The organism is Nocardioides daeguensis (assembly GCF_019192965.1).
Lineage (GTDB): Bacteria > Actinomycetota > Actinomycetes > Propionibacteriales > Nocardioidaceae > Nocardioides > Nocardioides daeguensis.
Window position 1 is genome coordinate 19,052 of sequence record NZ_JAHTKU010000010.1, and the last position, 18,926, is coordinate 37,977.

General features: G+C 70.4%; 18 protein-coding genes. All 18 read left to right on the forward strand.

All coding sequences use genetic code 11. The features are described from left to right. Positions 1 to 33 precede the first annotated feature (33 nt). The 18 genes from KU893_RS07820 (at position 34) to KU893_RS07905 (ending at position 18,914) form a co-directional block, all read left to right on the forward strand. Positions 34 to 672, forward strand: coding sequence for an MBL fold metallo-hydrolase (locus KU893_RS07820; protein WP_218233797.1), 639 nt, complete (start codon positions 34 to 36; stop codon positions 670 to 672). A gap of 60 nt (positions 673 to 732) precedes the next feature. Then, positions 733 to 1,389 carry a hypothetical protein gene (locus KU893_RS07825; protein WP_218233798.1) on the forward strand — a complete coding sequence of 219 codons (657 nt, stop codon included), beginning with the start codon at positions 733 to 735 and terminating at the stop codon, positions 1,387 to 1,389. Between the two features lie 5 nt (positions 1,390 to 1,394). Beyond that, positions 1,395 to 2,084 (forward strand): demethylmenaquinone methyltransferase, encoded by a 690-nt coding sequence (locus KU893_RS07830; RefSeq protein WP_218233799.1) that lies wholly within the window; start codon positions 1,395 to 1,397, stop codon positions 2,082 to 2,084. Between the two features lie 200 nt (positions 2,085 to 2,284). Next, positions 2,285 to 2,641, forward strand: coding sequence for an NADH-quinone oxidoreductase subunit A (locus KU893_RS07835; RefSeq protein ID WP_218233800.1), 357 nt, complete (start codon positions 2,285 to 2,287; stop codon positions 2,639 to 2,641). 15 nt (positions 2,642 to 2,656) lie between these two features. Next, entirely contained in the window at positions 2,657 to 3,211 is a 555-nt protein-coding gene (locus KU893_RS07840) for a NuoB/complex I 20 kDa subunit family protein (protein ID WP_141800511.1), read from the forward strand. A gap of 67 nt (positions 3,212 to 3,278) precedes the next feature. After that, positions 3,279 to 3,992 (forward strand): NADH-quinone oxidoreductase subunit C, encoded by a 714-nt coding sequence (locus KU893_RS07845; protein WP_218233801.1) that lies wholly within the window; start codon positions 3,279 to 3,281, stop codon positions 3,990 to 3,992. Continuing rightward, positions 3,992 to 5,338 (forward strand): NADH-quinone oxidoreductase subunit D, encoded by a 1,347-nt coding sequence (locus tag KU893_RS07850; protein WP_218233802.1) that lies wholly within the window; start codon positions 3,992 to 3,994, stop codon positions 5,336 to 5,338. The genes KU893_RS07845 and KU893_RS07850 overlap by 1 nt, the downstream gene beginning before the upstream one ends. Further along, positions 5,335 to 6,045 (forward strand): NADH-quinone oxidoreductase subunit NuoE, encoded by a 711-nt coding sequence (nuoE, locus tag KU893_RS07855; RefSeq protein ID WP_218233803.1) that lies wholly within the window; start codon positions 5,335 to 5,337, stop codon positions 6,043 to 6,045. The genes KU893_RS07850 and nuoE overlap by 4 nt, the downstream gene beginning before the upstream one ends. Beyond that, positions 6,038 to 7,348 (forward strand): NADH-quinone oxidoreductase subunit NuoF, encoded by a 1,311-nt coding sequence (gene nuoF / locus KU893_RS07860; RefSeq protein WP_218233804.1) that lies wholly within the window; start codon positions 6,038 to 6,040, stop codon positions 7,346 to 7,348. Before nuoE ends, nuoF begins: the two co-directional genes overlap by 8 nt. Further along, positions 7,345 to 9,825, forward strand: a complete 2,481-nt coding sequence (locus KU893_RS07865) for an NADH-quinone oxidoreductase subunit G (RefSeq protein ID WP_218233805.1) — start codon at positions 7,345 to 7,347, stop codon at positions 9,823 to 9,825. Before nuoF ends, KU893_RS07865 begins: the two co-directional genes overlap by 4 nt. Further along, complete coding sequence (nuoH, locus tag KU893_RS07870; RefSeq protein WP_218233806.1) at positions 9,822 to 11,132, forward strand: NADH-quinone oxidoreductase subunit NuoH; 1,311 nt, start codon at positions 9,822 to 9,824, stop codon at positions 11,130 to 11,132. The genes KU893_RS07865 and nuoH overlap by 4 nt, the downstream gene beginning before the upstream one ends. Beyond that, positions 11,125 to 11,688: an NADH-quinone oxidoreductase subunit NuoI gene (gene nuoI, locus KU893_RS07875; RefSeq protein ID WP_218233807.1), complete on the forward strand. Its 564-nt coding sequence runs from the start codon at positions 11,125 to 11,127 to the stop codon at positions 11,686 to 11,688. Before nuoH ends, nuoI begins: the two co-directional genes overlap by 8 nt. Then, a complete protein-coding gene (locus tag KU893_RS07880; protein ID WP_218233808.1) occupies positions 11,685 to 12,530 on the forward strand; it encodes an NADH-quinone oxidoreductase subunit J in 846 nt (281 codons plus the stop codon). The genes nuoI and KU893_RS07880 overlap by 4 nt, the downstream gene beginning before the upstream one ends. Then, positions 12,527 to 12,820 (forward strand): NADH-quinone oxidoreductase subunit NuoK, encoded by a 294-nt coding sequence (gene nuoK, locus KU893_RS07885; protein WP_028657221.1) that lies wholly within the window; start codon positions 12,527 to 12,529, stop codon positions 12,818 to 12,820. The genes KU893_RS07880 and nuoK overlap by 4 nt, the downstream gene beginning before the upstream one ends. Positions 12,821 to 12,830: 10 nt before the next feature. After that, positions 12,831 to 14,789 carry an NADH-quinone oxidoreductase subunit L gene (gene nuoL, locus KU893_RS07890; protein WP_218233809.1) on the forward strand — a complete coding sequence of 653 codons (1,959 nt, stop codon included), beginning with the start codon at positions 12,831 to 12,833 and terminating at the stop codon, positions 14,787 to 14,789. After that, positions 14,789 to 16,300, forward strand: a complete 1,512-nt coding sequence (locus KU893_RS07895; RefSeq protein WP_218233810.1) for an NADH-quinone oxidoreductase subunit M — start codon at positions 14,789 to 14,791, stop codon at positions 16,298 to 16,300. The genes nuoL and KU893_RS07895 overlap by 1 nt, the downstream gene beginning before the upstream one ends. After that, positions 16,300 to 17,901 (forward strand): NADH-quinone oxidoreductase subunit NuoN, encoded by a 1,602-nt coding sequence (nuoN, locus tag KU893_RS07900; protein WP_218233811.1) that lies wholly within the window; start codon positions 16,300 to 16,302, stop codon positions 17,899 to 17,901. Before KU893_RS07895 ends, nuoN begins: the two co-directional genes overlap by 1 nt. Next, positions 17,898 to 18,914 carry a polyprenyl synthetase family protein gene (locus KU893_RS07905; RefSeq protein ID WP_372449674.1) on the forward strand — a complete coding sequence of 339 codons (1,017 nt, stop codon included), beginning with the start codon at positions 17,898 to 17,900 and terminating at the stop codon, positions 18,912 to 18,914. The genes nuoN and KU893_RS07905 overlap by 4 nt, the downstream gene beginning before the upstream one ends. Positions 18,915 to 18,926 lie beyond the last annotated feature (12 nt).

The following is an 18,926-nucleotide window of genomic DNA, read 5'->3' on the forward strand; positions in this document are numbered from 1 at the left end:
CGCGGCCACCCGGCCCGGACTACCGTGGACGTCATGCGCCTGACGAAGTTCGCCCACTCCGCCGTCCGGCTCGAGCACGCCGGCACGGCGCTCCTCCTCGACCCCGGCATCTGGTGCCAGCGTGAGGCGGTCGACGGCGTCGACGCGGTGCTGATCACCCACGAGCACCCCGACCACTACGCGCCCGACCACCTGCGCGCCACGGACGCGCCGATCTTCACGATCGACGCCGTCGCCGCGCAGATCCGCGAGCACGCCCCCGACCTGCTCGAGCGGGTCACCGTGGTCGCGCCCGACGAGACCTGGACGATCGGCGGCGTCGCGGTCCGCGCGGTCGGCGAGCTGCACGCGGTGATCCACCCGGAGCTGCCGCGCTTCCACAACAGCGGCTATCTCCTGACCGCCGGGGAGACCACGGTGTTCCACCCGGGCGACGCGCTGACCCCGCCGGGGGTCGCGGTCGACGTACTGCTGGCGCCCGTGTGCGCGCCCTGGATGCGGGTCTCCGAGGGCGTCGACTTCGCCCGCGCGGTCGGCGCGCCCCGCAACGTCGCGATCCACGACCGGGTGTTCTCGCCGGAAGGGCTCGGCGTGGCCGACGCCCAGTTCGGGCGGTTCCTCGGGGCGGCGGGGCAGGAGTACACGCGGCTGGCCGACGGGACGGACCTGTGACCCGATCTCGGGAGGAGGGGTGGTCAGCAGACGTTCAGGTGGACCCGGCATGATGGCCTGATGCCGATCGCTCGATCCACCGTCGTGGGCGCCACCACCGGCGTCCTCCTCCTCGCCGGAGCCGTGGGCTTCGGCGTCGGCCTCCCGAAGCTCGTCGACGACGCGTCGGTGCCCTCGCTGCCGACCCAGCTCGACGACCGCTTCGTCGCGCTCCAGGCGATCACGCCGGAGCAGGCGGGCGCCACCTCGGCCGAGCAGGCGGCCCAGATCAAGACCTTCACCGAGCGGGCCGCGAAGTCCGAGGACGAGACGCGCAAGATCCTCGCCGACCAGTACGACGACGCCGTCGTCCGCGCCTACATCGACGTCCCCGCCGCCTCGGGCGCGACCCAGACGGCGCCCGCCCAGATCGCGGTCACGATCATCCCCGGCGACGCGGGCCTCGTGAACCCGAGCGGTCCGTTCGTCGTCGACGAGTCCGGGACCCACTACACGCTCGAGGTCATCGACGGCAGCCACTGCGCGGTCGCCTGGAACGACCCGATCGACCAGACGACGGGCGCGCCCACCGGCCAGAAGCCCATCGGGGCCGACTACCGCGTCCAGTGCCGCAAGGAGGTCGACGGCCTGACCTACGACCTGTACACGAACGGCCTCACGCCCGACGAGGTCGCGTCGTACGTCGACAAGGTGCTCGCGCTCACCGAGAAGGGCTGAACGACGTGGCCCGCGCAGCGCTCGACAAGCAGCCGGCCGACGTCCGGCGGATGTTCGACACGGTCGCCAAGCGCTACGACCTGACCAACGACATCTTGTCGTTCGGGCAGGACCGCCGCTGGCGCCGTGACGTGCTCGCCGCGGTCGACCCGTCGTACGGCGACCGGGTGCTCGACCTGGCCGCCGGCACCGGCACCTCCAGCCAGCCGTTCCTCGACGCCGGCGCCGAGGTCGTGCCCTGCGACTTCTCGATCGGCATGCTCCAGGTCGGCAAGAAGCAGCTGCCCCACCTGCCGTTCACGGCCGGCGACGGCACGCGGCTCCCGTTCCGCGACGCCACCTTCGACGCGGTCACCATCTCCTTCGGGCTGCGCAACATCGTCGACCCGCTCGCCGGCCTCGCCGAGATGCGCCGGGTCACCAAGCCCGGCGGCCGCCTGGTCGTGTGCGAGTTCAGCCATCCCACGTGGAAGCCGTGGCGCACGGTCTACATCGAGTACCTGATGAAGGCCCTGCCCGCCGTCGCCCGCACCGTCTCCTCGGCGCCCGACGCCTACGTGTACCTCGCCGAGTCGATCCGCGCCTGGCCCGACCAGCGCGGCCTGGCCGACCTGATCGCCGAGGCCGGGTGGACCCGGCCGCAGTGGCGCAACCTGTCGGGCGGCATCGTCGCCCTGCACCGCGCGACCGCCTGATCGGGCTGCGGCGCCCGGTCGGCGCCGCGAATTACGCAACCCTCTCCTTCGTTAAATCCCCAGGTCAGAGGGCTTTTCGGCGTCCCCGAGCGGGACCGGGGCCCCTTTTCCGACCCCCCTGTGCCGGGGTCCGGGAGCAGTGGCACTATGTGTGTCACGCCACTAGTGATTCTGTTCACAAGATCACGAGAGGGAGGCTCATGGAGCTCTACACGCCGGTACTGGTGCTGGCCGCGCTGGCCGCGTTGTTCGCGGTCGGGTCGGTCGCGATGAGCACGCTGGTCGGGCCGCGGCGCTACAACCGCGCGAAGTACGACTCCTACGAGTGCGGCATCGAGCCGACGCCCCAGGCGCTGACGGGCCGCTTCCCGGTGAAGTACTACATCACCGCGATGCTCTTCATCGTCTTCGACATCGAGATCATCTTCCTCTACCCGTGGGCCGTGCGTTTCGACGCGATGTCCTGGTTCGGGCTGGTCGAGATGGTCCTGTTCATCGCCACCGTCTTCGTCGCCTACGCCTATGTGTGGCGTCGGGGCGGCCTGGACTGGGACTGACCGGAGGGATCCACCATGGGTGTCGAGGAGAAGCTCCCCAGCGGAGTCCTGCTGAGCACGGTCGAGGGCCTGGCCGGCTACATGCGCAAGGCCAGCTTCTGGCCGGCGACCTTCGGGCTGGCTTGCTGCGCGATCGAGATGATGACCAGCGGCGGCCCGAAGTACGACCTCGCCCGCTTCGGCATGGAGGTCTTCCGCGCGAGCCCCCGCCAGGCGGACCTGATGATCGTGGCCGGGCGGGTCAGCCAGAAGATGGCGCCGGTGCTGCGCCAGATCTACGACCAGATGGCCGAGCCCAAGTGGGTGCTCGCGATGGGCGTGTGCGCCAGCAGTGGCGGCATGTTCAACAACTACGCGATCGTCCAGGGCGTCGACCACGTCGTCCCCGTCGACATGTACCTGCCCGGCTGTCCGCCGCGCCCGGAGATGCTCATCGACGCGATCCTCAAGCTCCACGACAAGGTCCAGCACACGCCGCTCGGCGCCAACCGCCAGGCCCAGATCCGTGAGCTCGAGGCCGAGGGCCTGGTGGCCCTGCCGACCAGCGACATGAGGGGGATGCTGCGATGAACCACCCCACTCGATTCTCCGCTCCTCCGCTTCGCTCCTCCGCGAACAATCGATCGGGGACCCCGGCATGAGCGACGAGAAGTCCGTCGAGCAGCGGGCCACCGACCAGTCGCCCGAGAACGCCCCCGAGGCGCTCGGCGAGCCGGGCCGCGAGGTCCGCGCCGTCGGCGAGCGGCAGGGCATGTTCGGAGTGAAGGGCTCCGGCGACACCAGCGGGTACGGCGGCCTGGTGGCCCCCGTGGTCCTGCCCGGTGCCGCGCAGCGCCCCTACGGCGGCTGGTTCGACACGGTGGCCGACGTCCTCGACCCCCTCATCGAGCAGGTCGTCATCCACCGTGGCGAGATCACCTTCCACGTGCACCGCGACCACCTCGTCGAGGTGATGAGGCTGCTGCGCGACGACCCCAGCCTGCGCTTCGAGTTGCTCTCCGGCGTGAGCGGCGTGCACTACCCGGGCGACACCGGGCGCGAGCTGCACGCCGTCTACCACCTGATGTCCTTCACCTGGAACCGCCGGGTCCGGGTCGAGGTCGCCGCCCCCGACAGCGACCCGCACCTGCCGAGCGTCGTACCGGTCTATCCCGCAGCCGACTGGCACGAGCGGGAGACCTGGGACATGTTCGGCATCCAGTTCGACGGCCACCCGGCCCTGACCCGGATCCTGATGCCCGACGACTGGCCGGGCCACCCCCAACGCAAGGACTACCCGCTCGGCGGCATCCCCGTGGAGTACAAGGGCGCCAGCGTGCCACCGCCGGACCAGCGGAGGAGCTACAACTGATGGACACCACCGGCACCGACTTCTACGCCGACGGCACCGACACCGCCGAGGGCAGGGTCTTCACCGTCACCGGGCAGGACTGGGACGCGATCGCGGCCGACATGGGCGAGGGCGACGCCGCCGAGCGGATCGTCGTCAACATGGGTCCGCAGCACCCCTCGACGCACGGCGTGCTCCGGCTGATCCTCGAGATCGAGGGTGAGACGGTGACCGAGGCCCGCTGCGGCATCGGCTACCTCCACACCGGCATCGAGAAGAACATGGAGTTCCGCTCCTGGACGCAGGGCGTCACGTTCTGCACCCGGATGGACTACCTCTCGCCGTTCTTCAACGAGACGACCTACGTGCTCGGCGTGGAGCGGCTGCTCGACATCGAGGACCAGATCCCCGAGAAGGCCCAGATCATGCGGGTCCTGCTCATGGAGCTCAACCGGATCTCCTCCCACCTGGTGTGCATCGCCACCGGCGGCATGGAGATCGGCGCGCTGACCGTCATGACGATCGGCTTCCGCGAGCGCGAGCTGGTCCTCGACCTGTTCGAGCTGATCACCGGCCTGCGGATGAACCACGCGTTCATCCGCCCCGGCGGCGTCGCGCAGGACCTGCCGCCGGGCGCCCTCGACGAGATCCGCTCCTTCGTCGCCCTGATGAAGAAGCGGCTGCCCGAGTACGCCGCCCTGTGCAACGCGAACCCGATCTTCAAGGCCCGCCTGGAGAACGTCGGTCACCTCGACCTCGAGGGCTGCATGGCGCTCGGCCTCACCGGACCGGTCCTGCGCAGCACCGGCTACGGCTTCGACCTGCGCAAGGCCCAGCCCTACTGCGGCTACGAGACCTACGACTTCGACGTGCAGACCTGGGACACCTCCGACTCCTACGGTCGGTTCCGGGTCCGCCTCAACGAGATGCACGAGTCCCTGCGGATCATCGAGCAGGCCGCCGACCGGCTGGCGAAGCTCGAGGGGGCGCCGGTCATGGTCGCCGACAAGAAGGTCGCCTGGCCCAGCCAGCTCTCGATCGGCAGCGACGGCATGGGTAACAGCCTCGACCACATCCGCCACATCATGGGCGAGTCGATGGAGGCGCTGATCCATCACTTCAAGCTCGTCACCGAGGGCTTCCGGGTCCCCGCCGGCCAGGCCTACGTGCCGGTCGAGTCGCCGCGCGGCGAGCTCGGCGCACACGTCGTCTCCGACGGTGGCACCCGTCCGTTCCGGGCGCACTTCCGCGACCCGTCGTTCAACAACCTCCAGGCGATGGGCGTGATGAGTGAGGGCGGCCAGATCGCCGATGTCATCGTCGCCATCGCGAGCATCGACCCCGTGATGGGAGGCGTCGACCGGTGAGCAACCAGCCCAGCGCCAATCAGCTCGACGACAAGACGATCGCCGAGCTGCGCGAGATCGCGGCTCGCTACCCCGAGCCGCGCTCGGGCCTGCTGCCGATGCTGCACCTGGTGCAGTCGGCCCAGGGCCGGATCACGCCCGAGGGGATCGAGGCCTGCGCCGCGATCCTCGAGATCAGTGCCGCCGAGGTCAACGGCGTCGCGACGTTCTACACGATGTACAAGCGTCACGGCGTCGGCGACTACCACGTCGGCGTGTGCACCAACACGCTGTGCGCGGTGATGGGCGGCGACGCCATCTTCCAGCGGCTCAAGGACCACCTCGAGATCGGCAACGACGAGGTCGCGGCCCAGCGCCAGGGCGACTCGCGCACGGTCAGCCTCGAGCACATCGAGTGCAACGCGGCCTGCGACTACGCGCCGGTCGTGATGGTCAACTGGGAGTTCATGGACAACCAGACCCCCGAGTCGGCGGTCCAGATGGTCGAGGCGCTCCGCGTCGGCCACGACGTCAGCTCCACCCGCGGCCCGAAGCTGTGCACCTGGCGCGAGGCCGAGCGGGTGCTCGCCGGCTTCCCGGACGGGCGCGTCGACGAGGGCCCCACCGCAGGTACGGCGAGCCTGGCGGGCCTCGAGATCGCCCGGGAGCGCGGCTGGTCCGCCCCCGATCCGTCCGTCGCACCGGCGAAGGAGCCCACCGATGGTTGACACGCTGACCCCGGTCCTCACCGATCTGTGGGACGCCGAGCTGGGTTGGAAGCTCGCGACCTACGAGGAGAGAGGTGGTTACGCCGCCCTCGACGTCGCCTTCGCGATGAGCCCCGACGACGTCATCACCGCGGTCAAGGACAGCGGCCTGCGCGGCCGCGGCGGCGCCGGCTTCCCGACCGGCATGAAGTGGTCCTTCATCCCGCAGGACAACCCCAAGCCCAAGTACCTCGTCGTCAACGCCGACGAGTCCGAGCCGGGCACCTGCAAGGACATCCCGCTGATGATGGGCAACCCCCACGTCCTCGTCGAGGGCGTGATCCTCAGCTCGTACGCCATCCGCGCCAACAAGGCGTTCATCTACATCCGCGGCGAGGTCGTCCACGTCATCCGCCGGGTGCAGGCCGCCGTCGCCGAGGCGTACGCCGCCGGCCACCTCGGCTCGAACATCCACGGCTCCGGCTACGACCTCGACGTCGTCGTCCACGCCGGTGCCGGCGCCTACATCTGCGGCGAGGAGACCGCCCTCCTCGAGGGCCTCGAGGGCCGCCGCGGTCAACCGCGGCTGCGCCCGCCGTTCCCCGCCGTCGCCGGTCTCTACGCCAGCCCGACGGTCATCAACAACGTCGAGTCCATCGCCTCCGTGCCGGCGATCGTCAAGAACGGCGCCGCCTGGTTCGGCTCGATGGGCACCGAGAAGTCCAAGGGGCACGGCATCTTCTCGCTGTCTGGGCACGTGCAGAAGCCCGGCCAGTACGAGGCGCCGCTCGGCATCACCCTGCGAGAGCTGCTCGACCTGGCCGGCGGCGTCCGTGAGGGCCACCAGCTGAAGTTCTGGACCCCCGGCGGCTCGAGCACCCCGTTGTTCACCGCCGAGCACCTCGACGTACCCCTCGACTTCGAGGGCGTGGCGGGTGCGGGGTCGATGCTCGGCACTCGGGCGCTGCAGATCTTCGACGAGACGGTCTGCGTGGTGCGGGCGGTGCTGCGCTGGAGCGAGTTCTACAAGCACGAGTCCTGCGGCAAGTGCACGCCCTGTCGCGAGGGCACCTGGTGGCTGGTGCAGGCGCTCGCCCGCCTCGAGAGCGGCCAGGGCAGCGAGGAGGACCTCGACCAGCTGCTCGACCAGTGCGACAACATCCTCGGGCGCGCCTTCTGCGCCCTGGGCGACGGCGCCACGAGCCCCGTCACCAGCTCGATCCAGCACTTCCGCGAGGAGTACCTCGCCCACCTCGAGCAGGGCGGCTGCCCGTTCGACCCGGCGAGGTCCACGGCCTGGTCCGGACAGGAGGTGTCGGCATGACGGTCTCGACAGGTTCGACCGGCGGGGGTGTCGAGAAGACCGACCTGGTCACCGTCACCATCGACGGCGTCCAGGTCAGCGTCCCCAAGGACACCCTGGTCATCCGGGCCGCGGAGCAGATCGGCGTGCAGATCCCGCGGTTCTGCGACCACCCGCTGCTCGCCCCGGTCGGTGCCTGTCGCCAGTGCCTGGTCGACGTACCCGACGCCGGCAACGGCCGTGGCTTCCCCAAGCCCCAGGCCTCCTGCACCCTGCCCGTTGCCGAGGGCATGGTGGTCAGCACCCAGGTGACCAGCCCGGTGGCGGACAAGGCGCAGCAGGGCGTGATGGAGCTGCTGCTCATCAACCACCCGCTCGACTGCCCGGTCTGCGACAAGGGCGGCGAGTGCCCGCTGCAGAACCAGGCGATGTCCAACGGCCGCGGCGACTCGCGCTTCTCCGACGAGCGCAACCGCGGCGTGAAGCGCACCTTCCCGAAGCCGATCAACCTGTCGCCGACGGTGCTGCTCGACCGCGAGCGCTGCATCGTGTGCCAGCGCTGCACGCGCTTCGCCGACGAGATCGCGGGCGACCCGTTCATCGCCCTGGTCGAGCGTGGCGCCCAGCAGCAGATCGGCATCGCCGAGGACGCCCCCTTCCTGTCGTACTTCTCCGGCAACGTGATCCAGATCTGCCCGGTCGGCGCGCTGACCTCCGAGCAGTACCGCTTCCGGTCCCGCCCCTTCGACCTGGTCTCGACGCCGGGCATCGCCGAGCACGACGCGTGTGGCTCCGCGATCCGGGTCGACCACCGACGGGGCACGGTGCTGCGCCGCCAGGCCGGCAACGACCCGGCGGTCAACGAGGAGTGGATCAGCGACAAGGACCGGTTCGCCTTCGCCTACACCCACGGCGACGACCGGATCACCTACCCGCAGGTCCGCGACGACGACGGCAGCCTGCGACCTGCCTCGTGGCCCGAGGCCTTCACCGTCGCGGCCCGCGGCCTCGCCGCGGCCAAGGCGGCGGGCGGCGTCGGCGTGCTGACCGGCGGCCGGCTCAGCGCGGAGGACGCCTACGCCTACAGCAAGCTCGCCCGGGTCGCGCTCGACACCAACGACATCGACTTCCGGGCCCGCCCGCACTCCGCCGAGGAGGCGGCGTTCCTCGCCGCGTCGGTCGTGCTGACCGGTCCCGGCAACGGCGGCGTGACGTACGACGACCTCGAGTCCGCCGCGAAGGTGGTCCTCGTCGGCCTGGAGCCCGAGGACGAGGCCGCCGCGGTCTTCCTGCGGCTGCGCAAGTCGGTCCGTGCCGGAGGCACCGAGGTGGTCAGCCTCGCGCCGTTCACCACGCGCGGCCTGGCGAAGCTGTCGGCCCGCGTGGTCCCGACCGCTCCCGGCGACGAGCCGGCCGCGTTGCGGGCCCTCGCCGCCGAGCTGGACGCCACCTCGGTCCTCCTGGTGGGCGAGCGGATGGCCGTCGTACCGGGTGCCCTGGGAGCCGCCGCCGAGGTCGCCGCCGCCAGCGGGGCCCGGTTGGCCTGGGTGCCGCGCCGCGCGGGTGACCGCGGAGCGCTCGAGGCCGGCTGCCTGCCGACCCTGCTGCCCGGCGGTCGACCGGTCGCCGACCCGCAGGCCCGCGTCGACGTCGCCACCGCCTGGGGCGTCGCGCACCTGCCCGAGGCCGAGGGCCGCAGCGCCGACGCGATCGTCGAGGCGCTCGCCGCCGGGACCCTCGGCGGCCTGGTCATCGCGGGCGTCGACCCCGACGACACCACGGACCCGGCCGCCACCCGCGCCGCGATCGACGCGGCCGGCTTCGTGGTCGCCCTCGACCTGCGGCGCACCGAGGTCACCGACCGGGCCGACGTGGTCTTCCCGGTCGCGCCGACCACCGACAAGGCAGGCACCTTCGTCAACTGGGAGGGCCGGGTCCGCACCTGGGAGGCCGCCCTGCACAACCCGGCCTCGCTGCCCGACCTGCGCGCCCTGTCCGGCATCGCCGAGGAGATGGCCCGGCTGGGTGAGGGGAGTCCGCTCGGGTTCCGCACCGTCGAGGAGGCCCGCGCCGAGATGGCCCAGTTGGGATCGTGGGACGGGGTTCGGGTCGAGGCGTCACCAACTTCGGTCGAGTCGTCACGAACTGACCGAGGAAGTGACGACTCAACCGGAGAACGTGACGACTCAACGGTCCGGCTCGCCACGTGGAAGCAGCTGCTCGACAACGGCTCGATGCAGGACGGCGACAAGTACCTCAAGGCGACGGCGCGCACGCCGGTCGCGCTGGTCACGCCGGGCGACTTCGACCGCTACGGACCGACCGTCACCCTCACCGGCGACCGCGGTTCGATGACCCTGCCGGCCGAGATCTGCGACGACCTCGTCGAGGGCGTGGTCTGGGTGCCGGCCGGCTCGGTGGGCAACGGAGTCCTCGCCGACCTGGCGTCCCCCGGCGCCGCGGTCACCATCACGGGAGCGGAAGGGGTGCACGGATGAACGACTCGCTGAGCCTGTTCGGCAACGATCCCTGGTGGGTCGTCGGTCTCAAGACCCTGCTGATCTTCGTCATCCTGGTCGTGCTCACGCTGTTCAACATCTGGTGGGAGCGCCGGGTCGTGGCCCGGATGCAGCACCGGATCGGACCCAACGTGAACGGGCCCTTCGGCCTGCTGCAGTCGTTGGCCGACGGCGTGAAGCTGGCCTTCAAGGAGGACCTGATCCCCAAGGCCGCCGACAAGGTGGTCTTCGTCCTCGCGCCCGTGATCGTCGTGGTGCCGGCCTTCGTGACGTTCAGCGTCATCCCGTTCGGTCCCGAGGTGAGCTTCTTCGGGCAGCGGACACCGCTCCAGCTGACCGACATGCCGGTGGCGGTGCTGTTCGTGATGGCGATCGCCTCGATCGGCATCTACGGCATCGTCCTGGGCGGCTGGTCCAGCGGGTCGACGTACTCCCTGCTCGGTGGCCTGCGCTCGAGCGCCCAGATGATCTCCTACGAGGTCGCGATGGGCCTCGCGCTGGTCGCGGTGTTCATGTACGCCGGCTCGATGTCGACCAGCGAGATCGTGGCCGCCCAGGACGACCTGTGGTTCGGGCTGATCCTGCTGCCGTCGTTCGTGATCTACGCGATCGCGATGGTCGGTGAGACCAACCGGGCGCCGTTCGACCTCCCCGAGGCCGAGGGTGAGCTGGTCGGCGGCTTCCACACCGAGTACTCCAGCCTGAAGTTCGCGCTGTTCTTCCTCGCCGAGTACATCAACATGGCGACCGTCTCGGCCCTGGCCACGACGCTCTTCCTCGGCGGCTGGCACGCGCCGTTCTGGATCGACCAGGTGTGGGCCGGCGCCAACGAGGGCTACTGGCCGGTGCTGTGGTTCTTCGGCAAGGTGCTGTTCTTCATCTTCGTCTTCATCTGGCTGCGCGGCTCGCTGCCGCGACTGCGCTACGACCAGTTCATGGCGTTCGGCTGGAAGCGGCTGATCCCCGTCTCGCTCGTGTGGATCGTCGCGGTCGCCACGATGCGGGCCGCGCGCAACGAGGGCGTGTTCGACGAGGGCTTCGGCGCCAACCAGCAGTTCTGGATGATCCTGGCCGGGGTGGTGCTGGTCGTCCTGCTGCTGACCTTCCTCATCCCCGAGAAGGGCGCCGAGGCCGAGGTCGCGACCGCCACGCCGCGCGCCGGGGGCTTCCCGGTGCCGCCCATGCCGGCAGGGGGCGCCGTGCGCGGTGCCGCCGCACCGCTGGTGTTCCGAACCGATGCCACCGTCAGTGAGACCGTCCGCGATTCAGGGGTGAGCAATGGCTGACCAGCCCAAGGGCCCGTCGCTCAAGGAGCAGTTCTGGGACCCGGTCGCCGGGTTCGGGGTCACCTTCCGGACCATGTTCCGCAAGGTCGTCACCGAGCAGTACCCCAAGGAGAAGTTCCCCACCGCACCGCGCTTCCACGGCCGCCACCAGCTCAACCGCTGGCCCGACGGCCTCGAGAAGTGCGTCGGCTGCGAGCTGTGCGCCTGGGCCTGCCCGGCCGACGCGATCTACGTGGAGGGCGCCGAGAACGACGACACCGTCGGCCCCGACGGCCAGTCCGGGCGCTACTCCGCCGGCGAGCGCTACGGCCGCGTCTACCAGATCAACTACCTGCGTTGCATCCTGTGCGGGCTGTGCATCGAGGCCTGCCCGACCCGGGCGCTCACGATGACCAACGAGTACGAGCTCGCCGACGACAGCCGCGCCAGCCTGATCTACGAGAAGTCCGACCTGCTGGCGCCGCTGCTGCCGGGCATGGAGCAGCCGCCCCACCCGATGCTGCTCGGCAACGACGACGACTACTACCGCGGCGACTTCAAGGGGGCCGACCGGTGACCGCCTTCTGGGTCCTCGCGCCGATCATGGTGCTCGCCGCGCTCGGCATCCTGTTCGTGCGCAAGGCCGTCCACGCCGCGCTGCTGCTGGCCGTGGTGATGATCAGCCTCGCCGTCCTGTACGCCGTCCTCGAGGCGCCGTTCCTGTTCGCGGTGCAGATCATCGTCTACACCGGCGCGATCCTGATGCTCTTCTTGTTCGTGCTGATGCTGGTCGGCGTCGACGCCTCCGACTCCACCGTCGAGACGATCAAGGGCCAGCGGCCGCTGGCCTGGGTGGTCGGCCTCGCCTTCGTGGTGGTGATGGTCGTCGGCCTGACCCAGCTCACCTTCGGCACCGCGGTCGGCCTCGAGGACGCCAACTCCGGCGGCAACGTGCAGGCCCTCGCCGACCTGCTCTTCTCCCGCTACGTCTTCATCTTCGAGGCCACCAGCGCCCTGCTCATCACCGCAGCCGTCGGTGCGATGGTGCTCACCCACCGCGAGCGGCTCACGCCGAGGCGCACCCAGGCGAGCATCGCCGCCGACCGCGTCCGCGCCTACGCCGAGACCGGCGCCCACCTCGGCCCGCTGCCGCCGCCGGGCGTCTACGCCCGCCACAACGCGGTCGACACCCCGGCCCTGCTGCCCGACGGCAGCCCGGCGCCGGCGTCGGTCTCCCGGGTGCTCGCCGCGCGCGGCACCATGCAGCGGACGGGCCTGAAGGACATCGAGGCGATCGCCGACCAGCTGGGCGTGGATCCCGAGCATGCTCCCGAGACGGCCGGCAAGAGCGCCGCGACCGGATCGAGCGAGGAGAACGCCGCTCCCCTCGGCTCCGCTGCGCAGGAGGTTGACGAATGACCGAGTACGTCGTCCTGTCGGCGATCCTCTTCACGATCGGCTCCATCGGGGTGCTCACCCGGCGCAACGCGATCGTCGTGTTCATGTGCGTCGAGCTGATGCTCAACGCCTGCAACCTGGCGTTCGTGGCGTTCGCCCGCCAGCACGGCAACCTCGACGGCCAGGTCGCCGCCTTCTTCGTGATGGTGGTGGCCGCTGCCGAGGTCGTGGTCGGGCTCGCGATCATCATGACCATCTTCCGGACCCGTCGCTCGGCCTCGGTCGACGACGCGAGCCTGCTGAAGTTCTGAGGACGAGATGATGCACGCACTGTCCGCGCTGACGCCCGCACTGACCCTCAAGGCCAGCGAGACCACCCACGTCCCCGTGGTCGCGCCGACCGCCGCCGACGGGGCGTTCACCCTGCTCTGGCTGATCATCGCGCTGCCCCTGCTCGGTGCTGCCGTGCTGCTGCTCGGCGGCCGGTACACCGACAGGTTCGGCCACCTGCTCGGTACGGCGAGCGCCGCGTCGTCGTTCGTGATCAGCCTGGTGCTGTTCGTGAACCTGCTCGGCCGCGACGAGGACGAGCGTCAGGTCAGCCAGCACCTCTACGACTGGATCGACTCGGGCCGGCTGCACATCGGCATGGACCTGCTCTACGACCCGCTCTCAGCGCTCTTCCTGCTGCTGATCACCGGTGTCGGCTCGCTGATCCACGTCTACTCGATCGGCTACATGGCCCATGACCCGCGTCGGCGCCGGTTCTTCGCCTACCTGAACCTGTTCGTCGCGGCGATGCTCATGCTGGTTCTCGCGGAGAACTACGTGGGCCTGTTCCTCGGCTGGGAGGGCGTCGGCCTCGCGTCGTACCTCCTCATCGGCTTCTGGCAGCACAAGCCGTCGGCGGCCGCCGCGGCCAAGAAGGCGTTCGTCATCAATCGCGTCGGCGACATGGGCCTGAGCCTGGCGATCTTCTTGATGATCGTCACCTTCGGCACGACCAGCTTCACCGGCGTCAGCGAGCTGGCCGGCGGCGCGACCGAGACCACCCTCAACTGGATCGGCGTGCTGCTCCTGGTCGGCGCGTGCGGCAAGTCGGCCCAGGTCCCGCTCCAGGCCTGGCTCCTCGACGCCATGGAGGGCCCGACCCCGGTCTCCGCCCTCATCCACGCGGCAACGATGGTGACGGCGGGTGTCTACCTGATCACCCGCTCCAACTTTGTCTTCGAGCTGGCGCCGACCGCGCAGACCGCGGTGGTCATCGTGGCCACGGTGACGCTGCTGTGGGGCGCGATCATCGGGTGCGCCAAGGACGACATCAAGAAGGGCCTGGCCGGCTCCACGATGAGCCAGATCGGCTACATGATGCTCGGCGCCGGTCTCGGCGTCGCGGGCTACGCCTTCGCGATCTTCCACCTGCTGACCCACGGCTTCTTCAAGGCCAACATGTTCCTCGGGGCCGGCTCGGTGATGCACGCGATGGACGACGACGTCGACATGCGTCACTACGGCGCACTGCGCACGGCGCTGCCCATCACCTTCGCGACCTTCGCGCTCGGCTTCCTCGCGATCATCGGCATCCCGCCGTTCGCCGGCTTCTGGTCGAAGGACAAGATCATCGAGGTCGCGCTGACCGAGAACCCGGTGGTCGGCATCTGTGCCCTGCTCGGCGCGGGCATCACCGGCTTCTACATGACGCGGATGATGCTGATGACCTTCTTCACCAAGAAGCGCTGGGAGAAGGGGGTGCACCCCCACGAGAGCCCGTTGGTGATGACCATCCCGCTCATGGTCCTCGCCGCGCTCTCCGCGCTCGGCGGCCTGATGCTGGCCGGCAACTGGATCGTCGACTGGCTCAGCCCGGTCGTCGGCCACGCCGAGCACGAGGAGCCGCCGCTCCCGGTCCTCGTCCTCACCCTGATCACGATCGCCGTGGTCGCCGCCGGCGTGGCGCTGGCCTGGGTGCTGGTGGGCCAGCGCGACGTCCCGCGCGCCGCGCCCGCCGACGTCTCGCTCGCCACCAAGGCCGCCCGCGCGGACCTCTACGGCGACGCGATCAACGAGGGCCTGGTCGTCAACCCGGGCCGCGCGACCGTGCGTGCGCTCACCGACGGTGACCGCACCCTCGTCGACGGCCTCTTCATGGGCGCGACCACGGTCTTCGCCGGCACCGGTGAGCTGCTCCGGCGGCTCCAGAACGGCTACGTCCGGTCCTACGCCCTCGGCATCGTCGGCGGCGCGCTGCTCCTCGTCCTGACCCTGGTGGTGGTGAACTGATGTTGCTCAGCCTGCTCGTCTGGCTGCCGATCGCCGGTGCGGTCGCCGTCGCGCTGCTGCCCCGCACGGTCAGCAAGACCGCCGGCCTCGGGGTCGCCCTGGCGACCCTGGTCGTCGGCGGGGTCGTCGCGGCCTCCTACGAGGTCGACGGCGGCCGTCAGCTCACCGAGGAGCACCAGTGGATCGAGGCGTTCGGGGTGCACTACGCCCTGGGCGTCGACGGCCTCGGCCTGCTCCTGGTGCTGCTGACCGTCCTGCTCGTGCCCCTGGTACTCGGCGCCGAGTGGTTCAAGGCCGACGCCGTCGGATCGGCCGGCGCCCGTTCCTTCGTGGCGTGGACCCTCGCCCTCGAGGGCCTCTCGCTCGCGGTGTTCTGCGCGACCGACGTCTTCTTGTTCTACGTGGTCTTCGAGGCGACGCTGATCCCGGCGTACTTCCTGGTCGGTGGCTTCGGCCGCGAGGGCCGGGGCGCGGCGGCGCTGAAGTTCTTGATGTTCCAGCTCGCGGGCGGCCTGATCCTGCTCGCCGCAGTGATCGGGCTGTACGTCGTCTCCGCCCAGCAGGGCGAGCCGTCGTACCTCCTCTCGGACCTCGAGAGGCTCGACATCGGCACCGAGGCCGGCCGCTGGCTGTTCTTCGGCTTCTTCATCGCCTTCGCGATCAAGGCACCGCTGTTCCCGCTGCACACCTGGCTGGCCGACACGACCGAGAAGGCGACGCCGGGCACCGGCGTGCTGCTCGTGTGCATCCTCGACAAGATCGGCACGTTCGGGATGATGCGGTTCTGCCTCGGCATCTTCCCCGAGGCCTCGCAGTGGGCGACGCCGCTGGTCATCACGCTCGCCTTGATCTCCGTGGTCTACGGCGCGTTCATCGCGATCGGGCAGGACGACATCTTCCGCCTGATCGGTCTCACCTCGTTGAGCCACTTCGGTCTGATCACGCTGGGCGTCTTCACGATGACCAGCCAGGGCGGCACCGGCGCGATCCTCTACATGGTCAACCACGGCCTCGGCACCGCCGCGCTGTTCCTGGTCGCGGGCTACCTCTACGACCGCAGCGGCACCTCCTCGATCCGCGAGATGCGCGGCGTCGAGAAGGTCGCCCCGGTCCTGGCCGGCCTGCTGCTGGTCGCGGGCCTGGCCACGCTCGGACTGCCCGGCCTCTCGCCGTTCGTCAGTGAGTTCCTGGTGTTCGTGGCTGCCTTCGACTACGGCTGGTACGTCGGCGCGATCGCCGTCACCGCGGTCGTGCTGTCCGCGATCTACGTGCTGTGGATGTACCAGCGCACGATGACCGGTCCCACGCCCCCCGAGGCGGAGGCGGCGACCAAGGACCTCGGCGTCCGCGAGATCGTCGCCGTCGCGCCGTTGATGGCCGCGCTGGTGTTCTTCGGGTTCTACCCGGCGCCGCTGCTCGACGTGAGCAACCCGATGGTGGGTGACCTGATGCACCAGGTGGGGATCCAGGACGACCAGCCCACGGTCGCGCAGACGGAGGAGGCGCACTGATGGAGTTCGTGAAGCCCGAGCTCGAGTACGCCGAGCTGCTGCCGCTCCTGATCGTCCTCGGCGGCGCCTGCGTCGGCGTCGCGCTGGAGGCCTTCCTCCCGCGTGGCACCCGTCGCCTGCCCCAGGTCGGCCTCGCCCTGGTCACCGTCGTCGCGGCGCTGGTGTCGACCGTCGTCGTCGGCATGGACCTCGACGAGCACCAGGGTGCCGACGGCGCCGAGGGCCGTGGCCTGGTCGGCGCGATGGGCAGCGTCGTGGTCGACGGCCCGACCGTCTACCTGTGGGGCCTGCTGCTGGTCTTCGCGCTCGGCGGGATCGCCCTCTTCGCCGAGCAGCGTCTCGAGGGCGGCGTGTCGGCCTTCACCGGCCAGGCGGCGGCGCTGCCCGGCAGCGAGGGGGAGCGCGAGGCCTCCACCCGCGGCCTGGAGCACACCGAGGTCTATCCGCTGCTGCTCTTCGCCGTCAGCGGCATGCTGCTCTTCCCGGCGTCCGGCGACCTGCTCACCATGTTCGTCGCCCTGGAGATCCTGTCCCTGCCGCTCTACCTGCTCTGCGGCCTGGCGCGCCGGCGTCGCCTGCTGAGCCAGGAGGCGGCGATGAAGTACTTCCTCCTCGGCGCCTTCGCCTCCGGCTTCTTCCTGTACGGCGCCGCGCTGGTCTACGGCTACGCGGGCTCGGTCAGCTTCGCCGGGATCAACGAGGCGGTCCGTGCCGGCTCGGCCAACCACGGCCTGCTGCTGGCCGGCATCGGCCTGCTCGCGGTCGGCCTGCTGTTCAAGATCGGCGCCGCGCCCTTCCAGGCCTGGACCCCGGACGTCTACCAGGGCGCGCCCACCGCGGTCACGGCGTTCATGGCCGCCGGCACCAAGGTCGCCGCCTTCGGCGCCCTGCTCCGGCTGCTCTACGTCGCCTTCGGCGGCGAGCGCTGGAGCTGGCAGCCGATGCTGTGGGTGATCGCGATCGCCTCCATGGTCCTCGGTGCCGTGCTCGCCATCGTGCAGAACGACGTGAAGCGGATGCTCGCCTACTCCTCGGTCGCCCACACCGGCTTCATCCTGGTCGGCGTGCTGGGCGTGCAGAGCGCCGGCGAGCTCGCGAAGGGCCAGTACACCTCGCTCGAGGGCGTGCTCTTCTACCTCACCACCTACGGCTTCGCCATGATCGGCGCCTTCGCGATCGTCACGCTGGTCCGTGACGCGGGCGGCGAGGCGACGGCGTACGAGCGCTGGGCCGGCCTGGGCCGGACCTCCCCGCTGGTGGCCGGCGCGTTCGCCTTCTTCCTGCTCTCCATGGCCGGGATCCCGCTCACGGCGGGCTTCATCGGCAAGTGGGCCGTGTTCACCTCCGCGCTGTCGGCGGGGGCGTGGCCGGTGGTTCTCGTGGCGATCGCGTGCAGCATCCTGGCGATCACGTTCTACGTCCGGCACATCCGGCTGATGTTCTTCACCGAGCCCAGCGCGGACGGCGCCGGGGTGGTCACCCGCTCCTCGCTGCTGACCTCCGGCACGATCACGGTGTGCCTGGTCGCCACCCTCGTGCTGGGTGTCGTGCCGGGCCCGGTTCTCGATCTGGTCACCCGTACGGGAGACTTCATCAGGTGAACACACCTGGGGCCGAGCTTGCGCTGCCGATCGACGATTCCGCTCTCGCCGACCGCCTGCGGGCGCGGATGGCGACGGTGGAGGAGGCTCTCTACGCTCACGCGTCCAGCCGGGCGCCGTACGTCACCGAGGCGGCGCGCCACCTGCTGGCCGCCGGCGGCAAGCGGTTCCGGCCGTTGCTGGTCCTCCTGGCGGCCGAGGCGGGTCCCCGGCCCGACGCCGACGAGGTGCTCACCGCGGCCTGCGTCGTGGAGATCACCCACGTCGGCTCGCTCTACCACGACGACGTCATGGACGAGGCCGCGCTGCGCCGCGGCGAGGACTCGGCGAACGCCCGCTACGACAACCTGGTCGCGATCCTCACCGGCGACTGGCTGTTCGCGAAGTCGTCGGAGCTGACCGCCCAGCTGGGCCCGGAGGCGGTCCGGATCCAGGCCGAGACCTTCACCCGGCTGGTCGAGGGCCAGATCCTCGAGACCGTGAAGCCCGGCCCCGACGAGGACGCCCTCGCCCACTACCTCGAGGTGGTGGCTGGCAAGACCGGCTCCCTCATCGCGACCTCGGCCCACTACGGCGCCCTGTTCTCGGGCGCTATGCCGGAGGTCGTCGCCGCGCTCACCGAGTACGGCGAGCTCGTCGGCACCGCCTTCCAGCTCTCCGACGACATCCTCGACATCGCCTCGGAGAGCGAGGAGTCCGGCAAGACGCCCGGCACCGACCTCAAGGAGGGTGTGCCGACCCTGCCGGTCCTGATCGCCCGCGCGTCCACGGACCCGGCCGATGCCCGCCTGCTCGAGCTGCTCGACCCGGAGCGGACCGACCTGGCCGCCGACGCCGAGCTGCACGCCGAGGCCCTCGACCTGCTCCGCAAGCACGCCGCCATGGACCAGGCCCAGGCGTACGTCGTGGCCCGCGCCCAGGAGGCCAAGCAGCTCCTCCAGGCCCTGCCCGAGGGCTCGGTCCGCACCGCCCTCGAGGCGTTCGCGGACGTCGTCGCGGTCCGCTCCGCCTGAGCGTCGCGCGGG